Annotated in this window: 24 protein-coding genes; 14 read left to right on the forward strand and 10 right to left on the reverse strand. The window is 72.6% G+C overall.

Annotated features, from left to right (window positions below):
• On the forward strand, window positions 1-417 hold a 417-nt coding region (locus tag BMX74_RS03005), incomplete at its 5' end, for a DNA-directed RNA polymerase subunit beta (RefSeq protein ID WP_475717154.1).
• Between the two features lie 61 nt (window positions 418-478).
• On the opposite strand, the gene BMX74_RS03010 is transcribed toward BMX74_RS03005, so the two are convergent.
• From BMX74_RS03010 to BMX74_RS03020, 3 genes are read right to left on the reverse strand one after another with little or no spacing between them, the layout of a single operon-like run.
• Window positions 479-1,720 (reverse strand): MFS transporter, encoded by a 1,242-nt coding sequence (locus BMX74_RS03010; RefSeq protein WP_091098097.1) that lies wholly within the window; start codon window positions 1,718-1,720, stop codon window positions 479-481.
• A gap of 47 nt (window positions 1,721-1,767) precedes the next feature.
• Entirely contained in the window at window positions 1,768-2,430 is a 663-nt protein-coding gene (locus BMX74_RS03015; protein ID WP_091098100.1) for a GntR family transcriptional regulator, read from the reverse strand.
• Between the two features lie 43 nt (window positions 2,431-2,473).
• Complete coding sequence (locus tag BMX74_RS03020) at window positions 2,474-3,154, reverse strand: GAP family protein (RefSeq protein WP_256256753.1); 681 nt, start codon at window positions 3,152-3,154, stop codon at window positions 2,474-2,476.
• 83 nt (window positions 3,155-3,237) lie between these two features.
• Here BMX74_RS03020 and BMX74_RS03025 point away from each other — a divergent pair, with 83 nt between their 5' ends.
• From BMX74_RS03025 to BMX74_RS03055, 7 genes are all read left to right on the forward strand, one after another.
• Window positions 3,238-3,882, forward strand: a complete 645-nt coding sequence (locus tag BMX74_RS03025; RefSeq protein ID WP_177227183.1) for a TetR/AcrR family transcriptional regulator — start codon at window positions 3,238-3,240, stop codon at window positions 3,880-3,882.
• Window positions 3,883-4,026: 144 nt separating this feature from the next.
• Window positions 4,027-5,136: a LacI family DNA-binding transcriptional regulator gene (locus tag BMX74_RS03030; RefSeq protein WP_091098107.1), complete on the forward strand. Its 1,110-nt coding sequence runs from the start codon at window positions 4,027-4,029 to the stop codon at window positions 5,134-5,136.
• Window positions 5,137-5,351: 215 nt separating this feature from the next.
• Window positions 5,352-6,650: a sugar ABC transporter substrate-binding protein gene (locus BMX74_RS03035; protein ID WP_201784418.1), complete on the forward strand. Its 1,299-nt coding sequence runs from the start codon at window positions 5,352-5,354 to the stop codon at window positions 6,648-6,650.
• Window positions 6,651-6,655: 5 nt separating this feature from the next.
• Window positions 6,656-7,627 (forward strand): carbohydrate ABC transporter permease, encoded by a 972-nt coding sequence (locus tag BMX74_RS03040; RefSeq protein ID WP_055501507.1) that lies wholly within the window; start codon window positions 6,656-6,658, stop codon window positions 7,625-7,627.
• Window positions 7,624-8,490 carry a carbohydrate ABC transporter permease gene (locus BMX74_RS03045; protein ID WP_055501508.1) on the forward strand — a complete coding sequence of 289 codons (867 nt, stop codon included), beginning with the start codon at window positions 7,624-7,626 and terminating at the stop codon, window positions 8,488-8,490. Before BMX74_RS03040 ends, BMX74_RS03045 begins: the two co-directional genes overlap by 4 nt.
• A 55-nt stretch (window positions 8,491-8,545) precedes the next feature.
• Window positions 8,546-9,748 carry a glycoside hydrolase family 1 protein gene (locus BMX74_RS03050; protein ID WP_055501509.1) on the forward strand — a complete coding sequence of 401 codons (1,203 nt, stop codon included), beginning with the start codon at window positions 8,546-8,548 and terminating at the stop codon, window positions 9,746-9,748.
• 86 nt (window positions 9,749-9,834) lie between these two features.
• The gene (locus BMX74_RS03055) at window positions 9,835-11,253 is read left to right on the forward strand and encodes a glucoamylase family protein (RefSeq protein ID WP_091098109.1); all 1,419 of its coding nucleotides are present in this window, start codon (window positions 9,835-9,837) and stop codon (window positions 11,251-11,253) included.
• Window positions 11,254-11,408: 155 nt separating this feature from the next.
• On the opposite strand, the gene gad is transcribed toward BMX74_RS03055, so the two are convergent.
• Both gad and BMX74_RS03065 read right to left on the reverse strand, forming a co-directional pair.
• A complete protein-coding gene (gene gad, locus BMX74_RS03060) occupies window positions 11,409-12,818 on the reverse strand; it encodes a glutamate decarboxylase (RefSeq protein ID WP_091098111.1) in 1,410 nt (469 codons plus the stop codon).
• Window positions 12,819-13,082: 264 nt separating this feature from the next.
• The gene (locus BMX74_RS03065; protein ID WP_091098114.1) at window positions 13,083-14,033 is read right to left on the reverse strand and encodes an acyl-CoA desaturase; all 951 of its coding nucleotides are present in this window, start codon (window positions 14,031-14,033) and stop codon (window positions 13,083-13,085) included.
• A gap of 217 nt (window positions 14,034-14,250) precedes the next feature.
• On the opposite strand from BMX74_RS03065, the gene BMX74_RS03070 reads away from it, so the two are divergent.
• Genes BMX74_RS03070 through BMX74_RS03085 form a run of 4 tightly spaced genes read left to right on the forward strand, consistent with a single transcriptional unit; the run spans window position 14,251 to window position 19,649 of the window.
• The gene (locus BMX74_RS03070) at window positions 14,251-15,552 is read left to right on the forward strand and encodes a cytochrome P450 (RefSeq protein ID WP_091098115.1); all 1,302 of its coding nucleotides are present in this window, start codon (window positions 14,251-14,253) and stop codon (window positions 15,550-15,552) included.
• Window positions 15,553-15,554: 2 nt separating this feature from the next.
• On the forward strand, window positions 15,555-17,135 hold the full coding sequence (locus tag BMX74_RS03075; protein ID WP_055501514.1) for a peroxidase family protein: 1,581 nt from the start codon (window positions 15,555-15,557) through the stop codon (window positions 17,133-17,135).
• Window positions 17,132-19,297: a thioesterase domain-containing protein gene (locus BMX74_RS03080; protein ID WP_091098118.1), complete on the forward strand. Its 2,166-nt coding sequence runs from the start codon at window positions 17,132-17,134 to the stop codon at window positions 19,295-19,297. Before BMX74_RS03075 ends, BMX74_RS03080 begins: the two co-directional genes overlap by 4 nt.
• A gap of 10 nt (window positions 19,298-19,307) precedes the next feature.
• The gene (locus BMX74_RS03085; protein WP_177227185.1) at window positions 19,308-19,649 is read left to right on the forward strand and encodes a hypothetical protein; all 342 of its coding nucleotides are present in this window, start codon (window positions 19,308-19,310) and stop codon (window positions 19,647-19,649) included.
• Between the two features lie 441 nt (window positions 19,650-20,090).
• Here BMX74_RS03085 and BMX74_RS43750 read toward each other — a convergent pair whose 3' ends face one another.
• A complete protein-coding gene (locus tag BMX74_RS43750; protein WP_177227187.1) occupies window positions 20,091-20,255 on the reverse strand; it encodes a hypothetical protein in 165 nt (54 codons plus the stop codon).
• 267 nt (window positions 20,256-20,522) lie between these two features.
• On the opposite strand from BMX74_RS43750, the gene BMX74_RS03090 reads away from it, so the two are divergent.
• Complete coding sequence (locus BMX74_RS03090; RefSeq protein WP_091098121.1) at window positions 20,523-20,921, forward strand: DUF2255 family protein; 399 nt, start codon at window positions 20,523-20,525, stop codon at window positions 20,919-20,921.
• Window positions 20,922-20,986: 65 nt separating this feature from the next.
• Here the strand turns inward: BMX74_RS03090 and BMX74_RS03095 are convergent, their stop codons facing one another.
• The 3 genes from BMX74_RS03095 to BMX74_RS03105 all read right to left on the reverse strand — a co-directional run bounded on the left by BMX74_RS03095 (window position 20,987) and on the right by BMX74_RS03105 (window position 23,223).
• Window positions 20,987-21,250: an SHOCT domain-containing protein gene (locus BMX74_RS03095; RefSeq protein WP_063792044.1), complete on the reverse strand. Its 264-nt coding sequence runs from the start codon at window positions 21,248-21,250 to the stop codon at window positions 20,987-20,989.
• A gap of 186 nt (window positions 21,251-21,436) precedes the next feature.
• Window positions 21,437-22,099, reverse strand: a complete 663-nt coding sequence (locus tag BMX74_RS03100; RefSeq protein ID WP_091098122.1) for a response regulator — start codon at window positions 22,097-22,099, stop codon at window positions 21,437-21,439.
• A complete protein-coding gene (locus tag BMX74_RS03105) occupies window positions 22,096-23,223 on the reverse strand; it encodes a sensor histidine kinase (protein ID WP_091098125.1) in 1,128 nt (375 codons plus the stop codon). Before BMX74_RS03105 ends, BMX74_RS03100 begins: the two co-directional genes overlap by 4 nt.
• Before the next feature lie 217 nt (window positions 23,224-23,440).
• Between BMX74_RS03105 and BMX74_RS03110 the strand changes: the two genes are divergently transcribed.
• Window positions 23,441-23,848, forward strand: coding sequence for a DUF6223 family protein (locus BMX74_RS03110; RefSeq protein WP_055501519.1), 408 nt, complete (start codon window positions 23,441-23,443; stop codon window positions 23,846-23,848).
• A 16-nt stretch (window positions 23,849-23,864) separates the two neighbouring features.
• Here BMX74_RS03110 and BMX74_RS03115 read toward each other — a convergent pair whose 3' ends face one another.
• A complete protein-coding gene (locus BMX74_RS03115; protein WP_055501520.1) occupies window positions 23,865-24,314 on the reverse strand; it encodes a carboxymuconolactone decarboxylase family protein in 450 nt (149 codons plus the stop codon).
• Between the last annotated feature and the right edge of the window lie 49 nt (window positions 24,315-24,363).

Below are 24,363 nucleotides of genomic sequence, written 5' to 3' on the forward strand. Positions count from 1 at the left end.
CACGCGCGTTCGACCGGCCCGTACTCCATGATCACGCAGCAGCCGCTGGGCGGTAAGGCCCAGTTCGGCGGCCAGCGGTTCGGTGAGATGGAGGTGTGGGCGCTGGAGGCGTACGGCGCCGCCTACGCCCTGCAGGAGCTGCTCACGATCAAGTCCGACGACGTCCTGGGCCGCGTGAAGGTCTACGAGGCCATCGTCAAGGGCGAGAACATTCCCGAGCCGGGCATTCCCGAGTCCTTCAAGGTCCTCATCAAGGAAATGCAGTCGCTGTGCCTCAACGTCGAGGTGCTCTCCAGCGACGGCATGTCCATCGAGATGCGCGACACCGACGAGGACGTCTTCCGCGCCGCGGAGGAGCTCGGCATCGATCTGGCACGGCGCCCCAACGAAGGGGCGATGAACGTCGACGAGGTCTGAGCAGCGAGGGCCCGAGCGCCCGCCGGCGAGACCGGGTGGCCCGTCATGACGTCCTGACGGGTCACCCGGCGGCCTCCCTGCGGGTGCCGGCCACGACCAGGGCCAGGCAGCCCAGAGCCGCCAGCGCGACCGCGGTCAGCATCGTCTGGTACGAGAACCACGCCGACAGCGTCGCCAGCACGGTGGGCAGGAGGAAGCCCGCGTAGGCGAGCGCGTAGTAGACGCCGGTGAGGCCGGCCAGGTCGTCAGGTCCGGCCATGCGCTGGATCTCCAGCAGCCCGGAGAGCACCGCGATCCCGTAGGCGGCGCCCAGCGTCATGGCCGCCACCGCCGCCACCCACGGGGAGCGCAGCTCCGCGTTCGTGGCGCAGAGCACCACGCCGAGCAGCATCACCGCCATCGCCGTCACCGAGGCCCGCCCGCCCCGCGTGCCCGCCGCACCCTGCAGCCGCCTGGCCAGCGGCTGGACGGCGGCGCCGGTCCCCAGCGTCAGCACGGTCAGCGCGGTCGCGTACGCCAGCCCCCAGCTCCCGACGCGCGCGTCGACCAGCTGCGGCATCACCGCGTACGCGAGCCCGGCGGAGCCGAACACCCACGGAGCCATCGGCAGCACGACCAGCCGGAACCGCCTGCGGGCCGGCGCCGGCACGCGTAGATCCCGCGCCAGCGCGCGGAGCAGCCCTCCGCTCCCGCCCGCGGCGGCGGGCCGGGTCTCGGGCACCCGCAGGAGCAGCAGCGGCACCGCGGCGGTGATGGCGACGTGGACCACGTAGGGGGTCACCATCGGCCAGGGGCCCCACTGGGCGAGCGCGCCGGCGACGCCCGCGCCGAGCCCGAAGCCCGCCGTCTGGCAGAGCGAGGCCCGGCGCGCGGCGGCCCCGGGATCGTCGCCATTGGACAGTTCCTTGACCCAGCTGCTTCCGACCGCCATGGCGGTGCCGACGGCGACGCCGGTGAGCAGCCGGCCGGCGTAGATCGGCCAGGGGCCGTCCACGCCGAAGCACAGCACCAGGCTCGCGAGGGCGGAGGCGGCGGTGCCGGCCACCAGCACGGGACGGCGTCCGCGCCGGTCCGACATCGGGCCCGCGAGCAGCAGCCCCGGCACCAGCCCGACCACGTACGCGCCGAGGAAGGCGTCGACGCTGAGAGCCGAGTAGCCGCCCAGCCGGCGGTACATCAGCAGCAGCGGGGTGAACTGGTTGCCGCCCCAGCCGCAGACGAACAGGGCGGCGGCCACCACCGGCCAGGAACGCGAGCGGACGGTCGCTGCCGATGGCAGGGCGGCGGGCAGTGTTTCGAGCATGGTGACGTGATGTCCTCGGGGATCTGTGCGGTCGGGCGGCAGCCGCGTCAGGGTGCGGGGACGGCGCCGCCGGGGTCGCCGTGGGTGGCGATGAGGTGGCCGCGCAGCGCCGCGGCGAAGTCGTCGCTCGCGCCCGCGACCAGGTGGCCGAGCAGGGTCTCGTGCTCGTCGGCCAGGACGTGCAGCCGGTGGGGTCGCGGGCGCAGCGCGGACACGCTCATGCGCCGCTGGCGGTCGCCCAGGGTCGCGTAGAAGCGGGCGGCGAGCCGGTTTCCCGACGCCTCGACGATGCCGCGGTGGAACGCCTCGTCCGCCGCGGCGAAGCCGCTGACGTCCCCGGCCTCGGCGAGCTCGCGCTGACGCGCGATGAGCTCGCGCAGTGCCGCCTCACCCTCGGCCGCCAGGCCGTCGCGCGCGATGCGCTCCGCCGCGCTGTGCTCCAGCGCCTGCCGCAGCTCCAGGACGTCGGCCGCCTCTCCCGGCGGTACGGGCACCACCACGGCTCCGCGCTTGGGGTGCAGCGTCAGCAGCTCCTCCGCCTCCAGGCGGAGGAACGCCTCGCGGACGGGAGTGCGGCTCACCTGCACCCGCTGGGCGATCTCGCCCTCGCTGATCAGGCTTCCCGCGGGCAGCTCGCCGTTGAGGATGAGCTCCTTCGTCGCCGCGTACACCCGGTGAGCCGCGGACGCACGCCCTGGAAGTTCGGTCATGACCCCAGGTTACCGTATAGATACAAGCTTGTATCTATGGGCGTCATCCCCATGGAGTCCGGAACGTCACCTGTGGGAAGATCGTGCCCACCGCCTCCAGCAGGATCACGCATCCCGCTATGAAGACGATCCAGCTCAGCAGCGCGCGGGATCCGGACGAGAGCTTGGCCCGCCAGCGTTCGAACCGTTCGCGCAGGCGTTCGCCCAGGGCGGTCCAGGCGGCGAGGAGCAGGACGCCGGGGATCACCATGATGGTGACGTACGCGACGAGGAGTGGCACCCAGTGGACGGCGGGCAGGCCGGCCGACGTCATGATGCCGATCGCGCCGAAGTACGGCACGGCGGTCGCGAACTCGAACAGCCAGGTCCCCAGCCCCAGCAGCAGCATCGCGCGCATGCCGAAGGACGGGGCCGGGACGGGCGCGCGGCCGGGGTTCGCTCGGGGGACGAAGTAGCTCCCGACGATGAGCGCCACGCCGAGGGCGGCCTGCCCCCACGCCCACCCGGTGCCGTCGACGAGCGGCACGACGGCGCCCAGGCCGAGCATGAGCAGGACGCCCAGGGCGAAGTACGCGACCGCGACCGACCCGAGGTACACGAAGAGCGGCGGGCCCACCCGTCGCGGGCCGGCCAGCAGCAGGTAGAGGGTCACTCCGATCACGGTGGGGCTCAGCGTGTCGAGCAGGGCCAGTCCGAGCACCGCACCCATCGTCTCGATCGGCAAACCGGTCCCCTTCCAGGAGTCGGCGGACGGGAAATAACACGGACGTGTCATTTAAGCTAGCACGCCCGTGTTAGCATGTGGAGGTGCCGCGACTCGTCGATCATGACCAGCGACGGGCCGAGCTCGGCGAGGCCGCCGTCCGGGTCATCCTCAGAGACGGCCTGGCCGGCGTGACCGTCCGAGGGGTGGCCGCCGAAGCCGGCTGGTCCACGGGTTCGCTGCGGCACTACTTCAGGAACCAGTACGAGCTGCAGGCCTACGTCGTGCAGGCCACCACCGACGCCCTCCGGCGGCGGGTCCTCCCGCGCGTCCAGCGGCCCCGTACCCGCGGCTCCCTGGTCGAGCAGATCGCGGACATCGTGGAGGAGATGCTGCCGCTCGACGCCGAACGGCGCGAGGAGTACGCGCTGTGGTCGGCGGTCGTGGAGTGGGAACGCCGGCACCCTCCGGAAGGAGGCTCGGAGACGTGGAGCGACCAGCGGGCGCTCTACCGCCAGTGCGTCGCCGCCGTGCGCGGGCACGAGCCGGTCCGCGAACCGGGCCGGGTCGCGCTCCCGCACGCCGACGCCCAGGTGGAGCTCTGGGCGGCCATCCTGCACACGTTCGTCGACGGGCTCGCCTCCCAAATCGTGAACACGCCCGGCGAGGTGTCCGCCGAGACGGCCGCGCGGCTGCTGCGTTCACTGCTGGAAGCCGTGCCTCGCGCCCGGTCTGCAGAGGCCGGATAGCCGCCGGTCCCGTCGTCCCGTCGTCCCGGCGTCCCGGCGTCCGGGCGTCCGGGCGGGCGGCGGGCGCGGCTTGCTCATCGCGGGCGTCGAGATCTAGTGTGAATGCGCTTTCATCGGTGCGTACGGGCGGGGGTCAGGGTTTCCATGGGTGCTTCCGGGGCTGCCCCCACGGTGTACGACGTCGCGGAGCGGTCCGGGGTCTCCATCGCCACGGTGTCCAGGGTCTACCGCATGCCCGAGTCCGTGCGTCCCGAGACCAGGGAGCGCGTCCTCGCCGTGGCCCACGCCCTCGGCTACGTGCCGAGCGGCAACGCGCGCGGACTCGCCAGCCGTTCCACCGGCGTCCTGGGGCTGTGCTTCCCCGACTACTCCGACCCGGACGCGGAGGCGGCCGAGGACGCCGACGACGCGGCGATGCTGTACTCCGACCAGATCATTCGCGGCATGGAACGTGCCGCCCGCCGCCACGGGTACGCGCTGCTGATCGCGGCCTCGCTGAAGGGCGGGCCGGAGAGCCTGGTCGCCAAGGTGGCCGGGCGGGTGGACGGGTTCGCGGTGCTCGCCCGGACCGTGCCGACCGCCGAACTGGACGTCATCTCCCGGCGTCAGCCGGTGGTGATGCTGGCCGGGCCCCGGGAGAGCCCGGACACGGCGGACCATCTGGATCACGTCGAGGTCGCCAACTTCGACGGCCAGCGGGAGCTGACCCGTCACCTCATCGAGGACCACGGCGTGCGCCGCCCCGCCTATGTCGGCTCCTCCGAGGAGTCCCCCGACGTGGAGGCGCGTTTCCGCGGCTTCCTGGCGGCCTGCGGGGACGCGGGGGTGGAGGTCGCCGGGGAGCCGGCCCTGCGGGTGGGGATGATGACGCAGGCGGAAGGGGCACGGGCCGCGGAGGCGCTCTGCGAACGGGCCGGTGAGCGGCCGGACGCCTTCGTCTTCGCCAACGACCAGATGGCGGTGGGGGCGCTGCACGCGCTGGAGCGGCGCGGGGTGAAGGTGCCCGGCGACGTGCTGGTGACGGGCTTCGACGGCATTCCCCTCAGCCGTCTGGTGCGTCCCTCGCTGACCACCGTGCACCAGCCGATGCTGCGCCTGGGGGAGGCGGCCGTCGAACTGCTCGTGGAGCGGCTGAGCGGGGCGCGCACCGGGGATCCGGTGTCGGTGATGCTGCCCGTGACGGTCGTGCGCCGCACGAGCTGCGGCTGCGGCGACACGGAGGCCGCGGGCGCGGCGGGTGCCGCCGAGCGGTGAGGCGGCGCCCGCCTGTGCGCGGCCGGGAAGGCGTCGGCGGCGGACCGGTCGCGCGCCGTCAGTCGCCGCCGGCGCGCCCCTGATCAGGCGCCGGGATCGCTGAGACGCCCTCCCCAGGAGCGGCGTCCTGCCGCGGCCGTCCACTGTCCGGTTGTTACGGCAACGTGACCAGAAGTCCCCTTGTCATGCTCCGAGCGATGAGAACAGAGTTATGTATGCGCTTACAGAGAGCGCTTACATCGGCCCCGCTCGACGAGGAGTCGTCCATGCACCACGTCCCCAGACCCGCCCTGACCGCCGCCGTCGCCCTGGCGTCGGCGCTCGCCCTCACCGCGTGCGGCGGCTCCGGCGAAGAGAGCGCGGACGCCGGCGCGCAGCAGACCCTCACGGTCTGGGCGATGGGGACGGAGGGCGAGAAGCTCGCCGACGTCGCCAAGACGTACCAGCAGGCCCACCCGAACGTCACCGTCCAGGTGACCCCGGTCGGGTGGGACGTGGCGCACCAGAAGCTGGTCGCCGCGGCCGCCGCGGGCAAGCTCCCCGACGTGATGCAGATGGGGTCGAGCTACCTGGGCGAGTTCGCCGACATGGGCGCCCTGGAACCGGTGGACACCGGGGCGTTCAAGCAGGGCGACTTCTTCCCCGCCGCCTGGAACCAGGGCACCTACGAAGGCAAGTCCTACGGCGTCCCCTGGTACGTCGACACCCGGGTCCTATTCTACCGCACCGACCTGGCGAAGAAGGCCGGGCTCAAGGGCGCCCCGGCCACCATGACCGACCTGCGGAAGGCGGCCGAGGCGTACCAGGCCAAGGCCGGCGCCAAGTGGGGGCTGTCCATCCAGCCGAGCGGCCTGGACGCGGTGCAGAGCTTCTACCCGTTCCTGTACTCGGCGGGCGGCGCGATTCTCGACGACGGCGGCAAGCCCGTCGTCAACGGCCCCGACGCCGTGAAGGCCCTGGAGGACTACGGCGCCTACTACGCCGAGGGGCTCAGCGACAAGACGTTCAGGCCGGGCTACGACGTCACGAAGGACTTCAACACCGGGGCCGTGCCGATGTTCTTCGGCGGCCCGTGGATGGTGGGCCTGCTGAACGACAACTACCCCGACCTCAAGGGCAAGTGGGCCGTGGCCCCCGTGCCGGCGGACAAGACGTCGGTGTCGATGGCCGGCGGCTCCAGCCTCACGATCTCGGCGGACAGCTCGCACAAGGCGGCGGCGAAGGACTTCATCGCCTACCTCACCGACGCCAAAGGCCAGGCCGACTGGTACGAGCGCACCAAGGACCTGCCCGCCAACGTCAAGGCGTGGGAGGCGGGCACGCTCGCCACCGACCCGAACCTGACCGTGTTCCGCACCCAGATGGAGAACGCCAGGGCGCTGCCCGCCCAGCCCAAGCTGACCGAGATCACCTCCAAGGTCGACGAGGCCATCGGGTCGGTCACCCAGGGCACGTCCTCCGCGAAGGAGGCGCTGGACAAGGCGCAGTCCGCGATCGCGGGTCTGGTGGGCTAGCCGGGATGTCCCTCGTGACCGGACGGCCCGGCGGCGAGGCCGTGCCGAAGCCCCGGCGGGCCGGCGGCGCGCGACCGCCCGCCGCGCGGGCGCCCCGGGGAGGCAGGCGCAACCTGCAGGGCTGGCTGTTCTCCACCCCGTTCCTCGCGCTGTTCGGCGTCTTCATGCTGTTCCCGATCGTGGCGACGCTCTGGATGAGCTTCACCGACTTCGGGGTGCGCGACGTCAGGCGGCCCCTGGGGGCGCAGTTCGTCGGCGTGGACAACTACGTGAAGCTGTTCGGCGACGAGACGTTCCGCACGGCCCTGTTCAACACCGCCTACTTCGTCGTCGCCGGAGTGCCGCTGACCGTCGTGCTCGGCCTGCTGGTGGCGCTGCTGCTGAACAACGGCATCGATCGGGCCCGCACCTTCTTCCGCGTCGGCTTCTACGCCCCGGTCGTCACCTCCATCGTCGCGGTCGCGATCGTCTGGCGCTTCGTGCTCGACCCGTCGGACGGCCTGGTCGCCGGCCTCGCCGCCGAACTCGGGGCGAAGGCGCCCGACTTCCTCGGCTCGCCGGCCTGGGCCATGCCGTCGCTGATCCTGATGGCCGTCTGGCGGAACCTGGGCACCGTCATGGTGCTGTTCATCGCGGGCCTGCAGGCGATCCCCACCCAGGTGCGGGAGGCCGCGCGGCTCGACGGCGCCGGCGCCTGGCAGGAGCTGCGGCGCGTCACCGTGCCGCTGCTGCGGCCCACCCTGCTGTACGCCACGGTCATCACCACCATCGGCTACCTCAACGTCTTCGAGGAGCCCTTCGTGATGACCCAGGGCGGGCCCTCCAACGCCACGCTGACGGTGTCGCTGGACATGTACAGGGAGGGCTTCAACTTCTTCCACATGGGCTATGCGAGCGCCATGGCGTACGTCCTGTTCGTCGTGATCATGGGTGTCACGGTGCTCCAGCTCCGACTGCTGAAGGACAACACCCGATGAGCGTCCCCACGGCATCCGTCCCCGCCCGGCGCCGCGAGGGCCGCGTCCGCCGGCCCGTGCTGTACGCGCTCGCCTCGCTGGGCCTGCTGGTGATGGCGACGCCGTTCCTGTGGATGGCGCTGTCCGCGTTCAAGACGAGGCAGGACCTGACGGCGAGCCCGCCCGTGTGGATCCCGTCGCAGTGGACGCTGCGCAACTTCGGCGAGCTGCTGCAGCAGCTCGACATGCCCCGCTACTTCATGAACTCCCTGGTCGTGGCCGTCCTCGTGACCGCCTGCAACCTGTTGTTCTGCTCGATGCTCGGCTACGCCCTCGCGAAACTCGACTTCGCCGGCCGCTCCAAGGTCTTCGGCGTCGTGCTCGCCGCGCTGATGGTGCCGGGCAACCTGCTGATCCTGCCGCTGTACGTGCTGATGAGCAGGCTGGGCCTCATCGACACCTACGCCGGGCTCGTCCTGCCCTTCGCCGCGGGCGCCTTCGGCGTCTTCCTCATGCGGCAGTTCATGAAGTCAGTGCCGGACGAACTGCTGGAGGCGGCCAGGATCGACGGCGCCGGCGAGTGGTACATCTTCTGGCGGATCGTGCTGCCCCTGGTCAAACCCGCCCTGGCCACATTGACGATCTTTACGTTCCTCGGCTCGTGGAACAACTTCGTCTGGCCGCTGGTGGCCACCAACGACCCCGGCAAGTACACGCTGCCGGTGGCGCTCGCGACCTTCGCCAACGACCCCAACCGGACGGTCGCCGGCGGCAACGGCATGCTCATGGCCGGCTCCCTGCTGGTGGTGCTGCCCGTCCTGGTCGTCTTCGTCGTCCTGCAGCGCCACTTCACGCAGGGCATCGCGACCGCCGGCCTGAAGTGACCCCGCGGCCCCGTACGAACGAGCCGCCCTCCCGACAGAGAGACAGAAACGGACGATGACCCACACCTCCCTGCCCTTCCCCGACGGTTTCCTGTGGGGCGCCTCCACCGCCGCCCACCAGATCGAGGGGAACAACGTCAACAGCGACTGGTGGCGCAAGGAGCACGACCCGGCCGCCCGCATCGCCGAACCGAGCCTGGACGCCTGCGACAGCTACCACCGCTGGGACCAGGACATGGACCTGCTCGCCCGCCTCGGCTTCACCGACTACCGGTTCAGCGTCGAGTGGGCCCGCGTCGAACCGGTCCCCGGCGCCTTCTCCAGGGCCGAGCTCGCGCACTACCGCCGCATGGTGGAAGGCGCCCTGGCCCGAGGGCTGCGTCCCATGGTGACCCTCCACCACTTCACCGTGCCGCAGTGGTTCGAGGACCGCGGCGGCTGGACCGCCGACGGCGCCGTGGAGCTGTTCGCCCGCTACGTCGAGAACTGCGCGCCGATCATCGCCGACGGCGTCCGGCACGTCTGCACCGTCAACGAACCCAACATGATCGCGGTGATGGCGGGCGCCGCGAAGGCGGGCGACCAGGGCTTCCCGCCCGCGGGCCTGCCCACGCCCGACGAGGAGACCACCCACGCGGTGATCGCCGCGCACCACGCCGCCGTCAAGGCGGTGCGGGCCGTCAACCCGGACATCCAGGTCGGCTGGACCATCGCCAACCAGGTCTACCAGGCGCTCCCCGGAGCCGAGGAGGTCACCGCCGCCTACCGCCGCCCCCGTGAGGACGTCTTCATCGAGGCCGCCCGCGGCGACGACTACATCGGCGTCCAGTCCTACACCCGCACCAAGATCGGACCCGACGGCCCCGTACCCGCGCCCGACGACGCCGAGCGCACGCTGACGCGGTGGGAGTACTACCCCGCCGCCGTGGGCCACGCCCTGCGCCACACCGCCGACGTCATCGGCCGCGACATGCCGCTGATCGTCACCGAGAACGGCATCGCCACCCGTGACGACACCCGCCGCGTCGACTACTACACCGGCGCGCTCGCCGCCGTCGCCGCCGCCATCGAGGACGGCGTCAACGTCCAGGGCTACCTGGCCTGGAGCGCCCTGGACAACTACGAGTGGGGCTCGTACGCGCCCACCTTCGGCCTCATCGCGGTCGACCCGGTCACCTTCGAGCGCACCCCCAAGCCGTCCGCCGTGTGGCTCGGCGGCCTCGGCCGCACCCGCGAACTGCCGCGCACCGCCGCCTGACGACCCTCCCCGTCCCGCCCGGGAGCCGGTCGGAGCGCGACGCCCCCACCGGCTCCCGCCCACCCCCTCCGAGGAGTTGATCCCGCATGAACCGTCGCCGGTTCCTCACGGCCGCCACCACCGCCGCGGCAGCCGTCTGCGCCACCGGACCCACCGCCCTCGCCGCCCCGTCCTCCCGCGCCCGAGCCTCGGACGCCGCGCGACTGGGCACCTGGTTCGAGGCGACCTACCGCTCGATCATCGCCATGACCACGGACCTCGGCCTGACCGCCGACAAGATCGACGCCAGTCGTCCGGGCGCCCCCGTGCCCTCGCGGCAGACCTCGCCGACCAACATCGGCTGCGGCCTGTGGTCCACGGTGGCCGCGGCCGGCCTCGGCGTCATCTCCGCGTCGCTCATGCACGACCGGCTCGCCCGCACGGTCGCGGCGGTCGAGAGACTGGAACGCGCGCACGGCTTCTGGTTCAACTGGTACGACGCCCACGACGGATCCGTCCTCACGACGTGGCCGGAGAGCGGGGACCCCGTCCGCCCGTTCCTGTCCACCGTCGACAACGCCTGGCTGGTCACCGGCCTGACGATCGCGGCCGACGCCGACCCGGCGCTGCGCCCGCGCGTCGCCCGGCTCCTCGGCGGAGCCGACTGGTCGTACTTCCACACCCCGTACGACCCGGCCGACCCCGTGGCGGGGCCCGGCCAGCTGCGCGGCGGCTACTGGCCGGACAAACCCGGCAAGGGCGAGCCCACCGGCTTCCACTACGGCGCGCTGAACACCGAACCCCGCATGGCGAGCTACCTTGGCATGGCCGACGGCTCCCTGCCGACCGACCACTACTGGCACCTCTACCGCACCCTGCCGCCCGGCATGGGGCAGGAGCAGGAGCCGGCGGGGACGTACGTCACCGTGGACGGCGTACGCGTGTGGCAGGGCCACTACACCCACCGCGGGCGCAAGCTCATCCCCACCTGGGGCGGTTCGATGTTCGAAGCCCTCATGGTCCCCCTGTTCGTGCCGGAGGCGGAGTGGTCGCCGCACTCCTGGGGCGCCACCCACGAGCGCTACGTGCGCAGCCAGATCGACCACGGCCTGATCGAGGAGCAGTACGGCTACTGGGGCTTCTCGCCCGCCAGCGTCCCGCAGGGCGGCTACCGCGAGTACGGCGTCGACGCGATCGGCATGCAGGAGGACGGCTACCACAGCCTCGGCGTGGTCACCCCCCACGCCTCCTTCCTGGCCCTGCCCCAGGCGCCCGGCGAGGCCGTCGCCAACCTGGACGCGCTCGCGCGGAACCTCGGCGCGTACGACGACCGCTACGGCTTCCGCGACTCCGTCGACGTCACGACGGGCCGCGTCAGCGACTTCGTCCTCGCGCTGGACCAGGGCATGATCACCGCCGCGCTGGCGCAGCACCTGCGGCCCGGACTGCTGCAACGCCCCTTCCGCACCGGCGGCTTCCGCGCCCGGGTCCGGCCCCTGCTGGCCAAGGAGCGCTTCTCCATCTGACCACCCCGGCCGCCCTGCACCCGGGACGTTCTTCCTCGGGCTCGTCCTTGCCCTCGTCGAAGCCGGCCGGGGCCAGAACCGTCGCATGGCCGGCCTTCCGTTTCACGCTCCGGAAGCGGCGAACGCGGGGCCGCCGCTTTCTGCCGGGGTCGCCGTCACCCTGTCGCCGTCACGGGTGGCCGCACGGCGGGCCGTGCGGCGGCCGTCCGGGGCCAAGGGGCCGGGTTGTCGCGCAGGTACTCGACCTCGGTGCGTACGTCGGCCAGCAGTTTGGCGGCGATGTCCTGGCTGAAGCCGTTGCGGATGACGAAGCGGATGACGGCTATGTGCTCCAGGTCGGGCGGCAGGTAGTACGTCGGGGCCTGCCAGCCGTGCATCTTCAGCCGGGCGGCCAGGTCGAAGACGGTGAAACCGTCGTGGCCGGGGGCGGTCCGCACGGCGAGCACCGGCAGTTCCGAGCCGTCGGCGATGAGCGAGAGCTCGGGAAGCTCGGCGATCCCTTCGCCGAGGTAGGTCGCCACGTCCCGGCAGGTCTGCTGGACGGCTCGGTAGCCCTCGAAGCCGAGCCGCAGGAAGTTGTAGTACTGCGCGATGACCGGGGCGCCGGAGCGGGAGAAGTTGAGCGTGAAGGTGTCCATGTTGCCGCCGAGCAGGTCGCAGGAGAGCACCAGGTCCTGCGGCAGCGCGTCCGGCTCCTGCCAGACGATCCAGCCGACGCCGGGGTACACCAGGCCGAACTTGTGTCCCGAGGTGTTGATCGACTGCACCCGGGCCAGCCGGAAGTCCCACACCCGGTCGGGTTCCAGGAACGGGGTGATGAAGCCGCCCACGGCCGCGTCCACGTGCAGCGGTATCGTGAGCCCGCGCTCGGCCTCCAGCCGGTCCAACTCGGCCGCCATCTGCTCGATCGGGTCGTACTTGCCGCACTGGGTGGAGCCGAGCACGCCGATGACCCCGATGGTGTTCTCGTCGCAGAACTCGCCGAGCCGGGCCGGGTTCAGGGTGAAGGCCGGCTCGGCGATCGGCATCCAGCGCGGCTCCACGTCCCAGTACTGGCAGAACTTCGGCCAGCAGGTGTGGACGGCGGTGCCCATCACGAGGTTGGGACGGTCGGTGGACAGCCCGGCCGCCCGGCGCCGCGCGCGCCACTGGAACTTCATCGCCAGCGCACCGAGCATGGCCGCCTCGCTGGAACCACCGGTGGAACAGCCGACGCTGGCGCCGTTCGGGTCGCCCCACAGATGATCGAGCATGTTGACGCAGCGCGCCTCGATGTCGGCCGTCTGCGGGTACTGGTCGTGGTCGACGAGGTTGCGGTCGAGGGCTTCGGCGATGAGCTCGCGGGCCTGGGGTTCCATCCAGGTGGTGCAGAAGGTGGCCAGGTTGAGCCGGGCATTGCCGTCGAGGAGGAGCTCGTCGCGGATGAGCGCCTGCGCCGCGCTGGGGTTCATCGGGCTGATCGGCATCTTGAAACGGGGTACGCCGCCTTCCGGCACCAGCCCGTGATAGAGCGGATTGACATCGAGCGCTTCTTGCCACCGGTCGGATTCGACTCGTCTGAGCATGAGCTGCCCCCTCGATGAGCTTGATGGCACGTTGGACACTGAAAGTAGTCAAGTCTTCACCAAGAGTCAACGGAGGTGGCGCCAGGAGCGGACGGGCTCTGCACGTCCCGCGTGAAGATGCCGACGGTGCGCCGAGGTCGAGGGCCGGTCACTGCGACCGACGCCGCCAACCGGGAAGCCGGCCGCCTCGGCGAGGACCTCGTCCACGAGCGCTGGGAACTTCGCACGACCGTCGCGGTCTCACCCGCGAAACCTGCCGCCGTGTCAGTGTGAGGAGTCGGGGACGCGCCCGGCGCGGCGGGCCGTGAGGCGGTCGGGGGCCGGCCAGCGCACGGCGTGGGCCCAGCCCGCCCGCTCGAACCAGCGGATCAGCCGTGCGCTGGGGTCGAGCTGGCCCCTGAGCACGCCGTGCCGGGCGCAGGTGGGGTCCACGTGGTGCCAGTTGTGCCAGCCTTCACCGAGCGTCAGCATCGCCACCCACCACACGTTGGACGAACGGTCCCTGGTGCGGAACGGGCGGTCGCCGAAGGTGTGGGCGATCGAGTTCACCGACCAGGTGACGTGGTGCACGACGGCGTAGCGGACCAGGCCGCCCCACAGCAGCCCGCTCCACGCGCCCGCCCACGACATCGACCAGAGCCCGCCGGCGGCCGCCGGAAGCGCGAACGACAGCAGCACGACCGCCGGGTAGGCGGCGTCGAAACGGCGCACGTCCGGGTCGGCCAGCAGGTCGGGCACCCAGTGCCGGCGGCTGGAACGCTGACGGGCCGTGTAGAACCAGCCGATGTGGGCGTGCAGCATGCCGCGCAAGAGGGCCGGGCCGCTGTCGCCGTAGCGCCACGGCGAGTGCGGGTCGCCTTCGCGGTCGGCGTACTTGTGGTGGCGGCGGTGCTCGGCGGCCCACAGGGTGAGGGGGCCCTCGACGGCCATGCCGCCGGCCAGCATGAGCGCGATCCGCAGCGCCCGGTTGGCCTTGAAGGCGCGGTGGGTGAACAGCCGGTGGTAGCCGATGGCGATGCCGAAGATGCTCACGAGGTACATCACGACCGCGATGGCCAGGTCGCGCGGGCCGATGCCCCAGCCCCAGGCGGCCGGCACCGCGAGGGCCAGCAGCGCCACGGGCAGGACGACCAGGACGACCAGGTAGGCGGTGCGGCGGCCGGTGGTGACCGTCACCGTCTCCGCCGTGCCCGGCTGCGGCAGGGGTGACGTCACGTTTCCTCCCATGAGCGGTACGGGTCGATCGGGCTCCCTATTCAATGACCGGGCCCATGGACTGCGACAATGTCCTGAAAGTGACGGAGTGATTACCGTGAGGCACCAAAACAATGCACTCGATCGTCATGAAGAAAGGGTGTGCCGCCTCCCTAGATTGTGATTGCGCAAAGTGATCATCCTTGTGCGCTCCGATATCAGGCGGAAGGTCCACGGAATGGGTGCTGTCGATCAGGCGACCACGGGCGGCTATCTGGAGAGGTACGACCAGGCGCTGGCCGAAGACCCGATATCGGCGTTCGGCCTGGTCCGGGAGTGGATGCGGACCGACTGGCGGAGCCTGTTCGCCGAGCTGCGCGAGCGGCGTCCGGTCTTCGTCACCCCCGGCTTCACGGTCGTGACCCGCTTCGCCGACGTCGCCGAGGTGCTCGCCCACGAGCAGGTCTTCTCCGTACGCGCCTTCGGTCCCCGCCTCGACGCCGCGCTGGGCGCGCCGTTCATGCTGGGCCGGGACGCCACGCCGATGAACTGGCGGGAGAAGGGCCTGATGCAGCTCATGCTCGCCCCGGAGGACGCGGCCGGCGTGCGCGAGCTGACCGGCGGCCTCGCCGACGAGCTGCTCGACGCCGCCCGGCCGGACGGGCGCCTGGAAGCGGTCGAAGGGCTGTTCCGCCCTGTCGCCCTCGGCGTGTGCGCGCGGTACTTCGGCATTCCCGGCCCCGACCCGCGGACCCTGGGCCGCTGGACGCGGGCGATCGTCGCCGACGGCTTCGCCAACTTCCTCGGCGACCCGGAGCTCCAGGCGGCGTCCGCCAAGGCGGGCGCCGAGCTGGTCGCGCATCTGCGTGAGCAGCTCGCCGAGCACCGGGCCACGCTGCTCGCCGGCCGGGACCTGCCCGACGACGTCTTCGCCCGCCTGGTCCGGACGTCCCTGCCCGCCGGGGCCGCCGTCTCCGACGACCGCATCCTGATCAACATGGCCGGGCTGCCGCTGGGCTTCGTGGAGAGCGCGCCGGGGGCCATGGCCGAGGCGGTCGAGCAGCTCCTGCTGCGCCCGCGGGTGCTTGCCGAGGCCACGGCCGTCGCCGGGGATCCCGAGCGGTTCGATCCGTACGTCTGGGAGGCGCTGCGGTTCAGCCCGTTCTTCAAGCTGCTTCCCCGGCTGTGCGAGCGCGACCACGTCCTGGCCGCCGGCACGCCGCGCAGCACGGTGATCCCGGCGGGCACGTTCGTGCTGGCCGCGCCGGCCTCCGCCATGTTCGACGCGGCCGTGGTGCAGGAGCCCGACGAGTTCCGCCTCGACCGTCCCCGCCACCACCAGCTGTTCTTCGGCTCCGGTCACCATGCCTGCCTCGGCGTGCACGTGGCCGGCGTGGTGATCGCCGAGACCGTACGCCGCCTGCTGCTGCGTCCCGGCGTACGGCTGCTGCCCCCGCCGGAGGGCCAGGTGGAGCGGTCACTCGGGATCTTCCCCGACACCTTCGTCCTCGGGCTCGGCACCGGCACGCGGGAAGGCTGACGATGGCGGAGAGCCGAGCACGCAGCATCGCCACGGACGGCCTGTCCAACCGGCTCAGGTTCCTGGCTCTGACCCGCGGCCGGCCTCTCTGGGACCTGCTGCAGAGCAGCCGCCCGGTACGGCGCCGGATCAACGCCTCGCTGATCGACCACGCGATCCGCGAGATGCCGCCGCGCCCCGAGCCGCTGAGCACCATGGCCGACTACACCTCGTGGGCCTCCCTGACCGACCGCACCTACAGCGGCAGGCACCTGCCTCCGGTCGCCGTCGCCGAAGGGCGGCTGCCCACCCCCGAGCGCGCCGCCGACCTGTTCGCCCGCGGCGAGTCCATGATCCCGTGCCCGCGTTCCACGGTGCTCTTCGCGTACTTCGCCCAGTGGTTCACCGACGGGTTCCTGCGCGGCGACGTCAACGTCCCGCGCGACCCGCGTAAGAACAGCTCCAACCACCACATCGACCTCAACCAGGTGTACGGCCTCGACGAGGCGGCGACGGCCGCGCTGCGCGCGTTCGAGGGCGGGCTGCTCAAGAGCCAGTCGGTCGGCGGCGGCGAGTTCCCGCCCTACCTGTGCGAGAACGGCAAGATCAAGCCGGAGTTCGCCGCGCTGCGCGTCATCCGCTTCGACCGGCTCTCCGACGCCCAGCGCGACACGCTGTTCGCCACCGGCAGCGACCGCGGGAACGGCCAGATCGGCTTCACCATGCTCACGGTGCTGTTCCTGCGCGAGCACAACAGGGTGGCGCGGCTGCTGGCCCGGGAGAATCCGCGCTGGGACGACGAGCGGCTGTTCCAGACCGCCCGCAACGTCCTCATCGTGCTGCTGATCAAACTGGTCGTCGAGGAGTACATCAACCACATCACCCCCTACCACTTCCGGTTCACCCTCGACCCGTGGCTGTCGACGCGGCTCGAACGCGCGGCCTGGCACCGGCAGAACTGGGCCTCCGTGGAGTTCAACCTCGTCTACCGCTGGCACAGCCTGGTCCCGTCCCATCTGTCGGTGGCCGGGCGGGAGCTGCCGATGGCCGAGACCTTCTTCGCCGGCTCGCTGATCCCCGGCCCCGGCCTCGGGCGGCTGTTCGAGGACGCCTCCCGCCAGCGCGCCGGCCGCATCGGCCTGTTCAACACCGACCCCGTGCTGCGCGAGATCGACGTGGCCAGCGTCGCCGACTCCCGGGTGCTCGGCCTGGCGCCGTACAACGCCTACCGCGAGCACTGCCGCTTCCCCCGGGTCCGCGCCTTCGAGCAGATCACCGGCGACCGGCGGGTCAGCGGCGCGCTGCGCGACCTCTACCGCGACGTGGACGACGTCGACCTGTACGTCGGGCTGTTCGCCGAGGAGCCCGGCTCCGCCGACGCGATCCTGCCGCCGCTGCTGACCAAGATCATCGCCATCGACGCGTTCTCCCAGGCGCTCACCAACCCGCTGCTGGCGCCGCGGATCTTCAACGCCGCCACGTTCTCCCCCCAGGGCCTGCGGGTCATCGCGGCCACCCGCACGCTCGCGGACGTGGTGCGCCGCAACACGCCCGAGGACCAGGCCCCCCGCTTCGTCAGCATGTCCCGGCGGGGCCTGCCATGACCGGCGACGACGATCCGGACGCCGGGCCCCTGCGTGCCCTGGCCCGGGAGCTGGTGGACATCGCGGTCACGATCCACGGCGCGGCGTCGCACGCCACGGCCGCGCTGACCGACGACGCGCTGCTGCGCGCCGTGCCACGCGCCCCCTCGGCGGCCCGTCCCGCCTACCGCGCGCTGCTGCGGGCCACGACGAACAGCCGGGGCCTCGGTTACTCGTTCACCGGAGGCCCGCTGGGGGCCGCGGCCGCCAAGGCCGGCGCCATGCTGGGGGCCGAGAGCCTGGCCGTACGGGTGCTGGCCACGTCGCTGCGGTTGCGCGTGGCGGCGGTGGCGGTCGCGCATCCCGAGCTGACCGAGGACCCCATGCTCGCCCGGCTCATCGAGGCGGCCGCCGCCGACCGCGACGTGGAGGCCGTACGGGCCCTGCGCGCCCTGCTCAAGGACCGTGGCGCGGTGCGCGCGCTCAGCCAGCTCGCGCCGGTCTTCGGCGAGGTCCTCGCGCTGCGCGCGCTGCTGGACGAGAACCCGCTCAACGACGCCGCCGCCTGGCTCATCGCGACGGGACGCGGCTTCGCCACCGCCGATCCGCTCTTCGGCGTGAGCAACAGGGCGATCGCCGTCCTCGACGTCGGGGAGGGCGCCGCGCGCCGGGTCGAGCTGACCGCGGCCGAGTCCGCCCGGCTGTGCGCGCGCGGCTCGCTGCTCGGCTTCCTGTCCAACATCAGCACGATCGGCACCACCGGGCGCGCCCTCCTCCAGAGCGTCGAGGGGCCGGACGGCGTGATCCGCCACGTCCTGCACGCGCCCGGCATGCGCGTGGGACGTCCCGACGGCGAGTCGCCCCAGGACCTGCTCGGCGCGTTCAGCAGCGCCGTCCTGGCCGCCAGCCCCTACAGCCGCGCCCTGGCCAAGGCCGTGGCCGACTACGGGCCGCCGCCGGGCGCCGAACTGGCGCTCGTCGGGCACAGCGCGGGCGGGGCGGCGATCATGAACCTGGCCCAGGACCCCGCCTTCTGCGCCCGGCACACGGTCACGCACGCCGTCGCCGTCGGCTCGCCCGTCGACTTCAAACGCCCCGCCGACCCGCGCACCTGGGTGGCCAGCATCACCAACCAGCACGACATCATCCCCACCCTCGACGGGCAGGGCGCCGGCACCTGCTTCGACCTGCACCCCGACTGGTACGTGGTGGACTACAGCGACTCCACCCACCTGTTCCCGCAGTGCCACAGCATCGAGCGCTACCTCGCCAACCTCACCGACGACCTGCCCGAGGCCCGCGATCACATAGAGCAGCGGCTCGCCCCGTACCGGGGGCGGGTGGTGCGCTCCCAGGCGTACCTGCTGTTCGACCGCCCGCCCGCTCCCGAACGGCTCCCCTTCCCGGCCGTGCCCGTCCATGCCGTGGACGGGCCCGAGGGAGCCGTCGAGCTGCCGATCAGGTGCCGCGACGGCGACGCGCTCACGGCCTGGTTCGCCGTCGGCCCGGCGGCGGCGGCCGGGCTGCTGGAGGGCACGGGGCTCGGTCCCGTCGTGCGGGTGGCGGGGCGGGCGCTGGTCGTCGTGCACGCCGCCCGGAACCGGCGCACCGGCGTGGGCGACTACGCCGAGTTGCAGGTCGGCGTGGTCGTGCCGGGGCCGTTCCGTCCGTCCGCCCGGTCCGGCCCGCCGGGGTGGGGCCTGCACCTCCCCGGCCGGGTGGACTTTCTGCGGGCCGCGGACGTGCGCCGCTCCGGCGGTTTCCTCGTCGGCTCCGCGGTCGACAGCGCGGTCGTCCAGGCGCTGGGCGCGAGGCTGTGGGGCGGCGAGACGTACCTGACGGCTCTGGAGCTGCGGCTCGGCCCCCGGTCCGCGCACCTCGCCGCCGACCGGATCCTCACCCTGCGCGGGCGGCTCGGACCTGGCCTGCCGCTGAACGATCGCGGCCTGGTCGGCTATGCCCGTGAGGCCGGCGCCGTGCTGCGCTCCCGCGTACGCGCCCGCGGGCGGGCCCGGCTCCACGCGGCGCCGTCGCTGCGGCTGGTCGTCGAGCCGCGGTCGGCCCACCCGCTGGCCGGTCGGCTGCGCGAGCTGGGCCTCGACGGCGCCCGCCCGCTGCTGTGCCTGTCGGCCACCACCCGCCAGACGCTGCGGGACGCCGCCGTCCCGGTGCCGCCGGGCTGACGGAGGAGCCATGCCCGCCCGGATCCCCGCGATCATCGCGCACGCCGAGGTCCTGCGCGCGGACGCCCGCGCCCTCGCCGCCTGCGCCGAGCGTCTGCGCGCCGTCGAGGCAGGCCTGAAGGCGGGCGACGGGACCCCTCCCTGGCTGCGCGCGGCGGTGACCGCCCACCTGGCGGCGTGCGTCACCGCCGCCGCCGACCTGGAGTCGTCCGCCCGCCACCTGCTCCGCTACGCGGAGAAGGCGGGCGCCGGCCACGCCGAGGACATGGGGCCCGCCGGCACCCAGCGGCCCGGTGACGAAGGCTCCGCCGGCCACGACGGGGGGCGCGAGAGCGGGCCGGCTGTTGGCTGAGATCGCCGACGAGGAGGTGGGAATCGCGCTCACCCGGCTGTGGTGTGCCGCTCGACTGTTGAGTTACGGGTCCTGAGCTACGGTCAAGGCACCAACCCTGCACACACCCTGATCACCCGCCATCCCCGGTCTGCCCGGCAAGGCAACGGCCCCGCCTCGCCCGCAGAAGGTCGGCGATCGCGGGGCCGGGTGCTTGATCCGACCGTCAGCTCCTCAACGAGACGACTCTCTCAGCATCGGCCTGGTCTTCGTGGTGGAGGTGCGGCCCAGTGTTTCCCGCGCCACCTCCATCTCCACTCGGGCCGCCGGCATGGGGGAGGAGACGAACCCGGTGTCGGTCCACGCCTCGCCCATGGCGAGGCGTTCCTGCAGTTGCCGCTGATGCGCGACCGCAACGGGTTCCGCCGTCAAGGTGGACGGGCCCAGGATGCTCGGCCCCGTCTACTCGGCCGGCTTGGCCTCGTCAGCTGACCCGGCCTGCCCGCCGCAGAACGCCGCCTTGACGAGCCCGTCCAGCAGCTTGGGACAAGTGGCGAGGTCGAATGCGGCGTCGCCGGCGGTCAGCGAGGCGGTCAGGGTCTTGCCGCCGTCGGGCGTGCTGCACATCAGCGCCGCGTAGCCCGCCGTTGTGGTTGAGAACGGTGCCGCAGCCAGGGCCCAGGTCCTGCACGAACATGTCGAATCCGTCCGCTCAGGGCGCCTCCCTCCCGGTGCTCCTCGAAGGACCTGCGCGGGCCGCGGCGCGATCCGCCCGACCCGGACGGAGCCATCCTCTGTTTGGGGCTCGGGCACGGTGGCAGGGAGGGCGACGGGGTGCCCGGTGGGGACCGGGCGACGAACGTACGTGAGCGATCAAGGTGACGGGGGACCGTGATGGCGAACTGGACGGAGAGCGAGCTGGAAAGGCTCGCGGCCGCGGAAGAGCTCGAGATCGCGCCGAGGAACGATGATGGGAGCCTGCGGGCGGCCACGACGATCTGGGTCGTCCGTGTCGGCGGCGACCTCTACGTCCGTTCCTGGCGGGGCGAGGCCGGGAGCTGGTTCCGTGCGGCGCGGCGGACCCGCGAGGGCCACGTCAGCGCCGACGGCGTGGAGAAGGACGTCCGCCTCCTCGACGCGGGCGACGAGGTCGGCGCCGCCGTGGACGACGCCTATCGGAGCAAGTACCAGCGGTACGCGGGCAGCTACCTGGAGCCGATGCTGGAGCCGCGGGCACGCTCGGCGACCCTCAGGCTCGTACCGGACGAGACGGGGACCGCGCCACGAGCGTGAGCGCGGGCGTGGCACGCCGGTGGAGGCTCGCGCCGCCCCCGGCGTGGAGGTCCGGTACGGCCCGGTCAGGTGCCGATCGGGTGGTCGTGCCTGCCACGCAGGGTGGCCAGGCGGGCCTGGTACTCGTCGCTGTCGATCTCGCCGCGGGCGAACCGCTGCGCCAGGATGTCCTCCGGCGCCGCCTCCCGCGGTGGCATGTCACGGCTGGTCGTCCTGCCCATGTAGCGGGCGGCCAGCACGATCGCCGTGATGAGCGCGCCCCAGAACACCAGTGTGGTGAAGATCATGAGGGCCATGCCCCATCCGCCGGCGCCGTAACCCCACATCATCGTGATCACCTCGTACCTTCTCGCTTTCCTCCAGCCTGCGCCTCGCCGCTCGGCCCGGCAAAGGTCGTTGGTCCCCTTTCCCGGGGTCTTAGGTAAACGGTCGCGCGGGTCAGCGGGGGAGGCGCAGGCCGGCCCGCGGCCGGGCACGGCCCACAGGACGAGCGGCCGTCGTGGCCGTGCCGGGCGTCAGGTGTCGCGGGGGGAGACGAGGCCGGACTCGTAGGCGAGGACCACGAGCTGGGCCCGATCCCGGGCCCCGACCTTGGTCATGGCCCGGTTGATGTGGGTTTTCGCGGTCAGTGAGCTGATCATCATGAGGTCGGCGATCTCGTCGTTGGACAGGCCCTGGGCCACCAGGGCGACGGCCTCGCGCTCGCGGTTGGTCAGCTCTTCCAGCCCCCTGCCCGCGCCGGTGTGAAGCGGCTGGGCGACGTACCGGTCGATGAGCTTGCGCGTGATGGACGGTGCGAGCAGGGCGTCACCCCGCGCGGCCACGCGTACGGCGTGCAGGAAGTCCTCCGGCACGATGTCCTTGACGAGGAATCCGGCCGCGCCGGCGCGCAGCGCCCTGAAGACGTACTCGTCCATGCCGTAGTTCGTCAGGATGACGACGTGCACCCCGGCCAGGGCCGGGTCGGCGGCGATGCGGCGGGTCGCCTCGATGCCGTCGAGGACCGGCATCTGGACGTCGATGAGCGCCACGTCGGGCCGGTGCTCCCGGACCAGGGCCAGGCCCTCGTCCCCGTCGGAGGCCTCGGCCACCACCTCGATGTCGTCCTCCAGGTCGAGGAGGGCGCGGAAGCCGCTGCGGATCAGCGGCTGGTCGTCGACCAGCACGACCCTGATCACGACGCCGGCTCCAGGGGGAGTTCGGCCTGGACGCTGAAGCCGCCCTCGCCGCGCGGGGCGGCGCGCAGCCGGCCGCCGAGGGCGGTGACCCGTTCCCGCATCCCGAGCAGCCCGACGCCGGGCACCGGCGCGGCGCCGGGCGTGGCGGTGCCGTCGTCGTCGATGCGCACGGCGAGCGCGCCGGGGCGGTAGTCGATCTGGACGGACGCCGTCGCGGCGGCGGCGTGACGGGCGATGTTGGTGAGGGACTCCTGAACGATGCGGTAGACGGTCCGGTCCAGGGCGGCAGGCACGTCGGGCCGTTCGCCCCGGATCGTCAGCGTCGCGTCGAGGCCGGTGGTCCGGGCCCGTTCGACCAGCGCCGGGATGTGGTCGAGCCCGCGCGGCGGGGCGGTGTCGTCGTCGCGCAGCACCTGCAGGGTCGCGCGGAGCTCCCTGGTCGCCTCACGCCCGGCCTCCTGGATCGCGAGCAGGGCCTCCGGCACCGGCTCGCCCTTCTTGCGGGCGACGTGCACCGCGACCTCGGCCTGCACCTTGATGATCGAGATCTGGTGGACGAGCGAGTCGTGCAGCTCCCGCGCGATGTGCAGCCGTTCCTCGTCGGCCCGGCGCCGCGCGATCTCCTCGCGGGTGCGTTCGGCCTCCTCCGCCCGCCGCTCGGCCTGCCGCAACGCCTCCCCGGCGGCGCCGGCCGCGATCAGCCAGGCCAGCTCCAGGGCGCCTCTGGCCTGCGCGAACGCCTCGCCGGTGTCGTGCAGGCCCGAGGCCATGGCCGCGAGGGGGAGCGCGGCCAGCATGGTCACGCTCGCCGCCACCGTGACGGCGCGATGCCCCGCCCGCACCGCCGCGTACACCGCGAACAGGTACGCGACGGCGGGCACGTCGAACCCGGCCGCCTGGTAGGTCACCGCGCACAGCCCGGTGACCGCCAGGACGACGACCGGGGCCCGCCGCCGCGCGGCCAGCGCCAGCCCGCCGGCCGCCAGCGACGCGTGGCCGAGCAGGTCGAGGTGGGCGCCGGAGCGCTGCCCGGACAGCCCGGTGATCAGCAACGCCGCCGCCACACCCACGGCGATCGCCCAGTCCACGACGCTCGCACGGACACGGAACCGCCCAGTACTCATGTGCGCACCCTAGCGGGATGTCCGCCCGAACGTCTCCTGCGCAGGGACGACAGCCGGCTACCGCATCCGCGGTACCGTCCCGCCGCTCCTGCGGCGTCCGCGGCAGCCGGGTGCCGCAGGAGCGGCAGGACGGAACGCCCGCGCCCGCCGGACGACCGGGGGCGGTCCGGCCGGAGATGATCAGGACGTCCAGCGATCAGAGGAGAAGAAGCACTCCATGTCCGTACGTCACCTGTTCGCCGCCCTGTCCGGCGATCCCGGGCTCGCCCCTCCGGCGGCCGCGCGCTTCCTGGCGCACGCCGGCCCCGTCAGCGCCTACACCTTCACCGCCGGGCGCTTCTGGTCCGCGGTGGCCGCGCTGCTGGCGCTGGCCGGGGTCGTCGTCGGCGGCCTGGCCCTGGCCCGCTCCCGACGCCGTGCCGCCGGCGGCAGGCGCGGAGCCGTCGCGGCGCTCGCGGCGGGGCTGGTCGGCACGGTCATCGGCGGGCTGGTCGTCGCCGCGGCGGAGGGTGGTCCCGGCACCGGCTACGGCATAGTCGGGGGCGTCGTCGCCCTGGCCGTCGGGCTGGTCGCCCTGCTCCTCGGCGGGCTGGCCCTGGCCCGCTCCCGCCGCGCCGTCTCGTAGCCGGCCTGCCGCCGCCTCACCAGGTCTTGCCGGCCTGCTCCCGGATCGTACGGTTGATCCGGTTGAAGAAGTTGGTCAGCGCGATCTCCAGGTTGATCGTGGACAGCTGCTTCTCGTCGAAATGGGCGGCGGCGGCGTCCCAGATCTCGTCGGTCACGCCCGGCGCGCCGTCCTGGATCCGGGTGGCGGCCTCGGCCAGCGCGAGCGCCGCCCGCTCCGCCTCGGTGAAGAACGGCGTCTCGCGCCAGGCCACCACGTTGTGCAGCCGCTCGTCGGTCTCTCCGTGCTGCCTGGCCGCCGCGACGCCGGCGAAGACACACGGGCTGCAGCCGTTGATCTGGCTGACCCGCAGGTGGATCAGGGCGAGCAGCCGCGGGTCGACGCCGCCGGCGTGAATCCCCTTGTAGAGGTGCTGGATCCCCGTCATCACGTCGGCGTTCGCCCGGCTCTTCATGCGTGCTTCCATGGGTTCTGCTCCTTCGTCGGTTACCTGTGCCCGTGCGGGCGCGTCATCC

The organism is Nonomuraea pusilla, assembly GCF_900109355.1.
In the GTDB taxonomy this organism is placed as follows: Bacteria; Actinomycetota; Actinomycetes; order Streptosporangiales; family Streptosporangiaceae; genus Nonomuraea; species Nonomuraea pusilla.

Coding starts and splice junctions, on each gene's coding strand:
- BMX74_RS03010 (WP_091098097.1), bottom strand. CDS start 1,720: ATGCTCGAAACACTGCCCGCCGCCCTGCCATCGGCAGCGACCGTCCGC.
- BMX74_RS03015 (WP_091098100.1), bottom strand. CDS start 2,430: ATGACCGAACTTCCAGGGCGTGCGTCCGCGGCTCACCGGGTGTACGCG.
- BMX74_RS03030 (WP_091098107.1), top strand. CDS start 4,027: ATGGGTGCTTCCGGGGCTGCCCCCACGGTGTACGACGTCGCGGAGCGG.
- BMX74_RS03035 (WP_201784418.1), top strand. CDS start 5,352: ATGCGCTTACAGAGAGCGCTTACATCGGCCCCGCTCGACGAGGAGTCG.
- BMX74_RS03040 (WP_055501507.1), top strand. CDS start 6,656: ATGTCCCTCGTGACCGGACGGCCCGGCGGCGAGGCCGTGCCGAAGCCC.
- BMX74_RS03045 (WP_055501508.1), top strand. CDS start 7,624: ATGAGCGTCCCCACGGCATCCGTCCCCGCCCGGCGCCGCGAGGGCCGC.
- BMX74_RS03050 (WP_055501509.1), top strand. CDS start 8,546: ATGACCCACACCTCCCTGCCCTTCCCCGACGGTTTCCTGTGGGGCGCC.
- BMX74_RS03055 (WP_091098109.1), top strand. CDS start 9,835: ATGAACCGTCGCCGGTTCCTCACGGCCGCCACCACCGCCGCGGCAGCC.
- gad (WP_091098111.1), bottom strand. CDS start 12,818: ATGCTCAGACGAGTCGAATCCGACCGGTGGCAAGAAGCGCTCGATGTC.
- BMX74_RS03070 (WP_091098115.1), top strand. CDS start 14,251: ATGGGTGCTGTCGATCAGGCGACCACGGGCGGCTATCTGGAGAGGTAC.
- BMX74_RS03075 (WP_055501514.1), top strand. CDS start 15,555: ATGGCGGAGAGCCGAGCACGCAGCATCGCCACGGACGGCCTGTCCAAC.
- BMX74_RS03080 (WP_091098118.1), top strand. CDS start 17,132: ATGACCGGCGACGACGATCCGGACGCCGGGCCCCTGCGTGCCCTGGCC.
- BMX74_RS03085 (WP_177227185.1), top strand. CDS start 19,308: ATGCCCGCCCGGATCCCCGCGATCATCGCGCACGCCGAGGTCCTGCGC.
- BMX74_RS43750 (WP_177227187.1), bottom strand. CDS start 20,255: ATGTGCAGCACGCCCGACGGCGGCAAGACCCTGACCGCCTCGCTGACC.
- BMX74_RS03090 (WP_091098121.1), top strand. CDS start 20,523: ATGGCGAACTGGACGGAGAGCGAGCTGGAAAGGCTCGCGGCCGCGGAA.
- BMX74_RS03095 (WP_063792044.1), bottom strand. CDS start 21,250: ATGATGTGGGGTTACGGCGCCGGCGGATGGGGCATGGCCCTCATGATC.
- BMX74_RS03105 (WP_091098125.1), bottom strand. CDS start 23,223: ATGAGTACTGGGCGGTTCCGTGTCCGTGCGAGCGTCGTGGACTGGGCG.
- BMX74_RS03110 (WP_055501519.1), top strand. CDS start 23,441: ATGTCCGTACGTCACCTGTTCGCCGCCCTGTCCGGCGATCCCGGGCTC.
- BMX74_RS03115 (WP_055501520.1), bottom strand. CDS start 24,314: ATGGAAGCACGCATGAAGAGCCGGGCGAACGCCGACGTGATGACGGGG.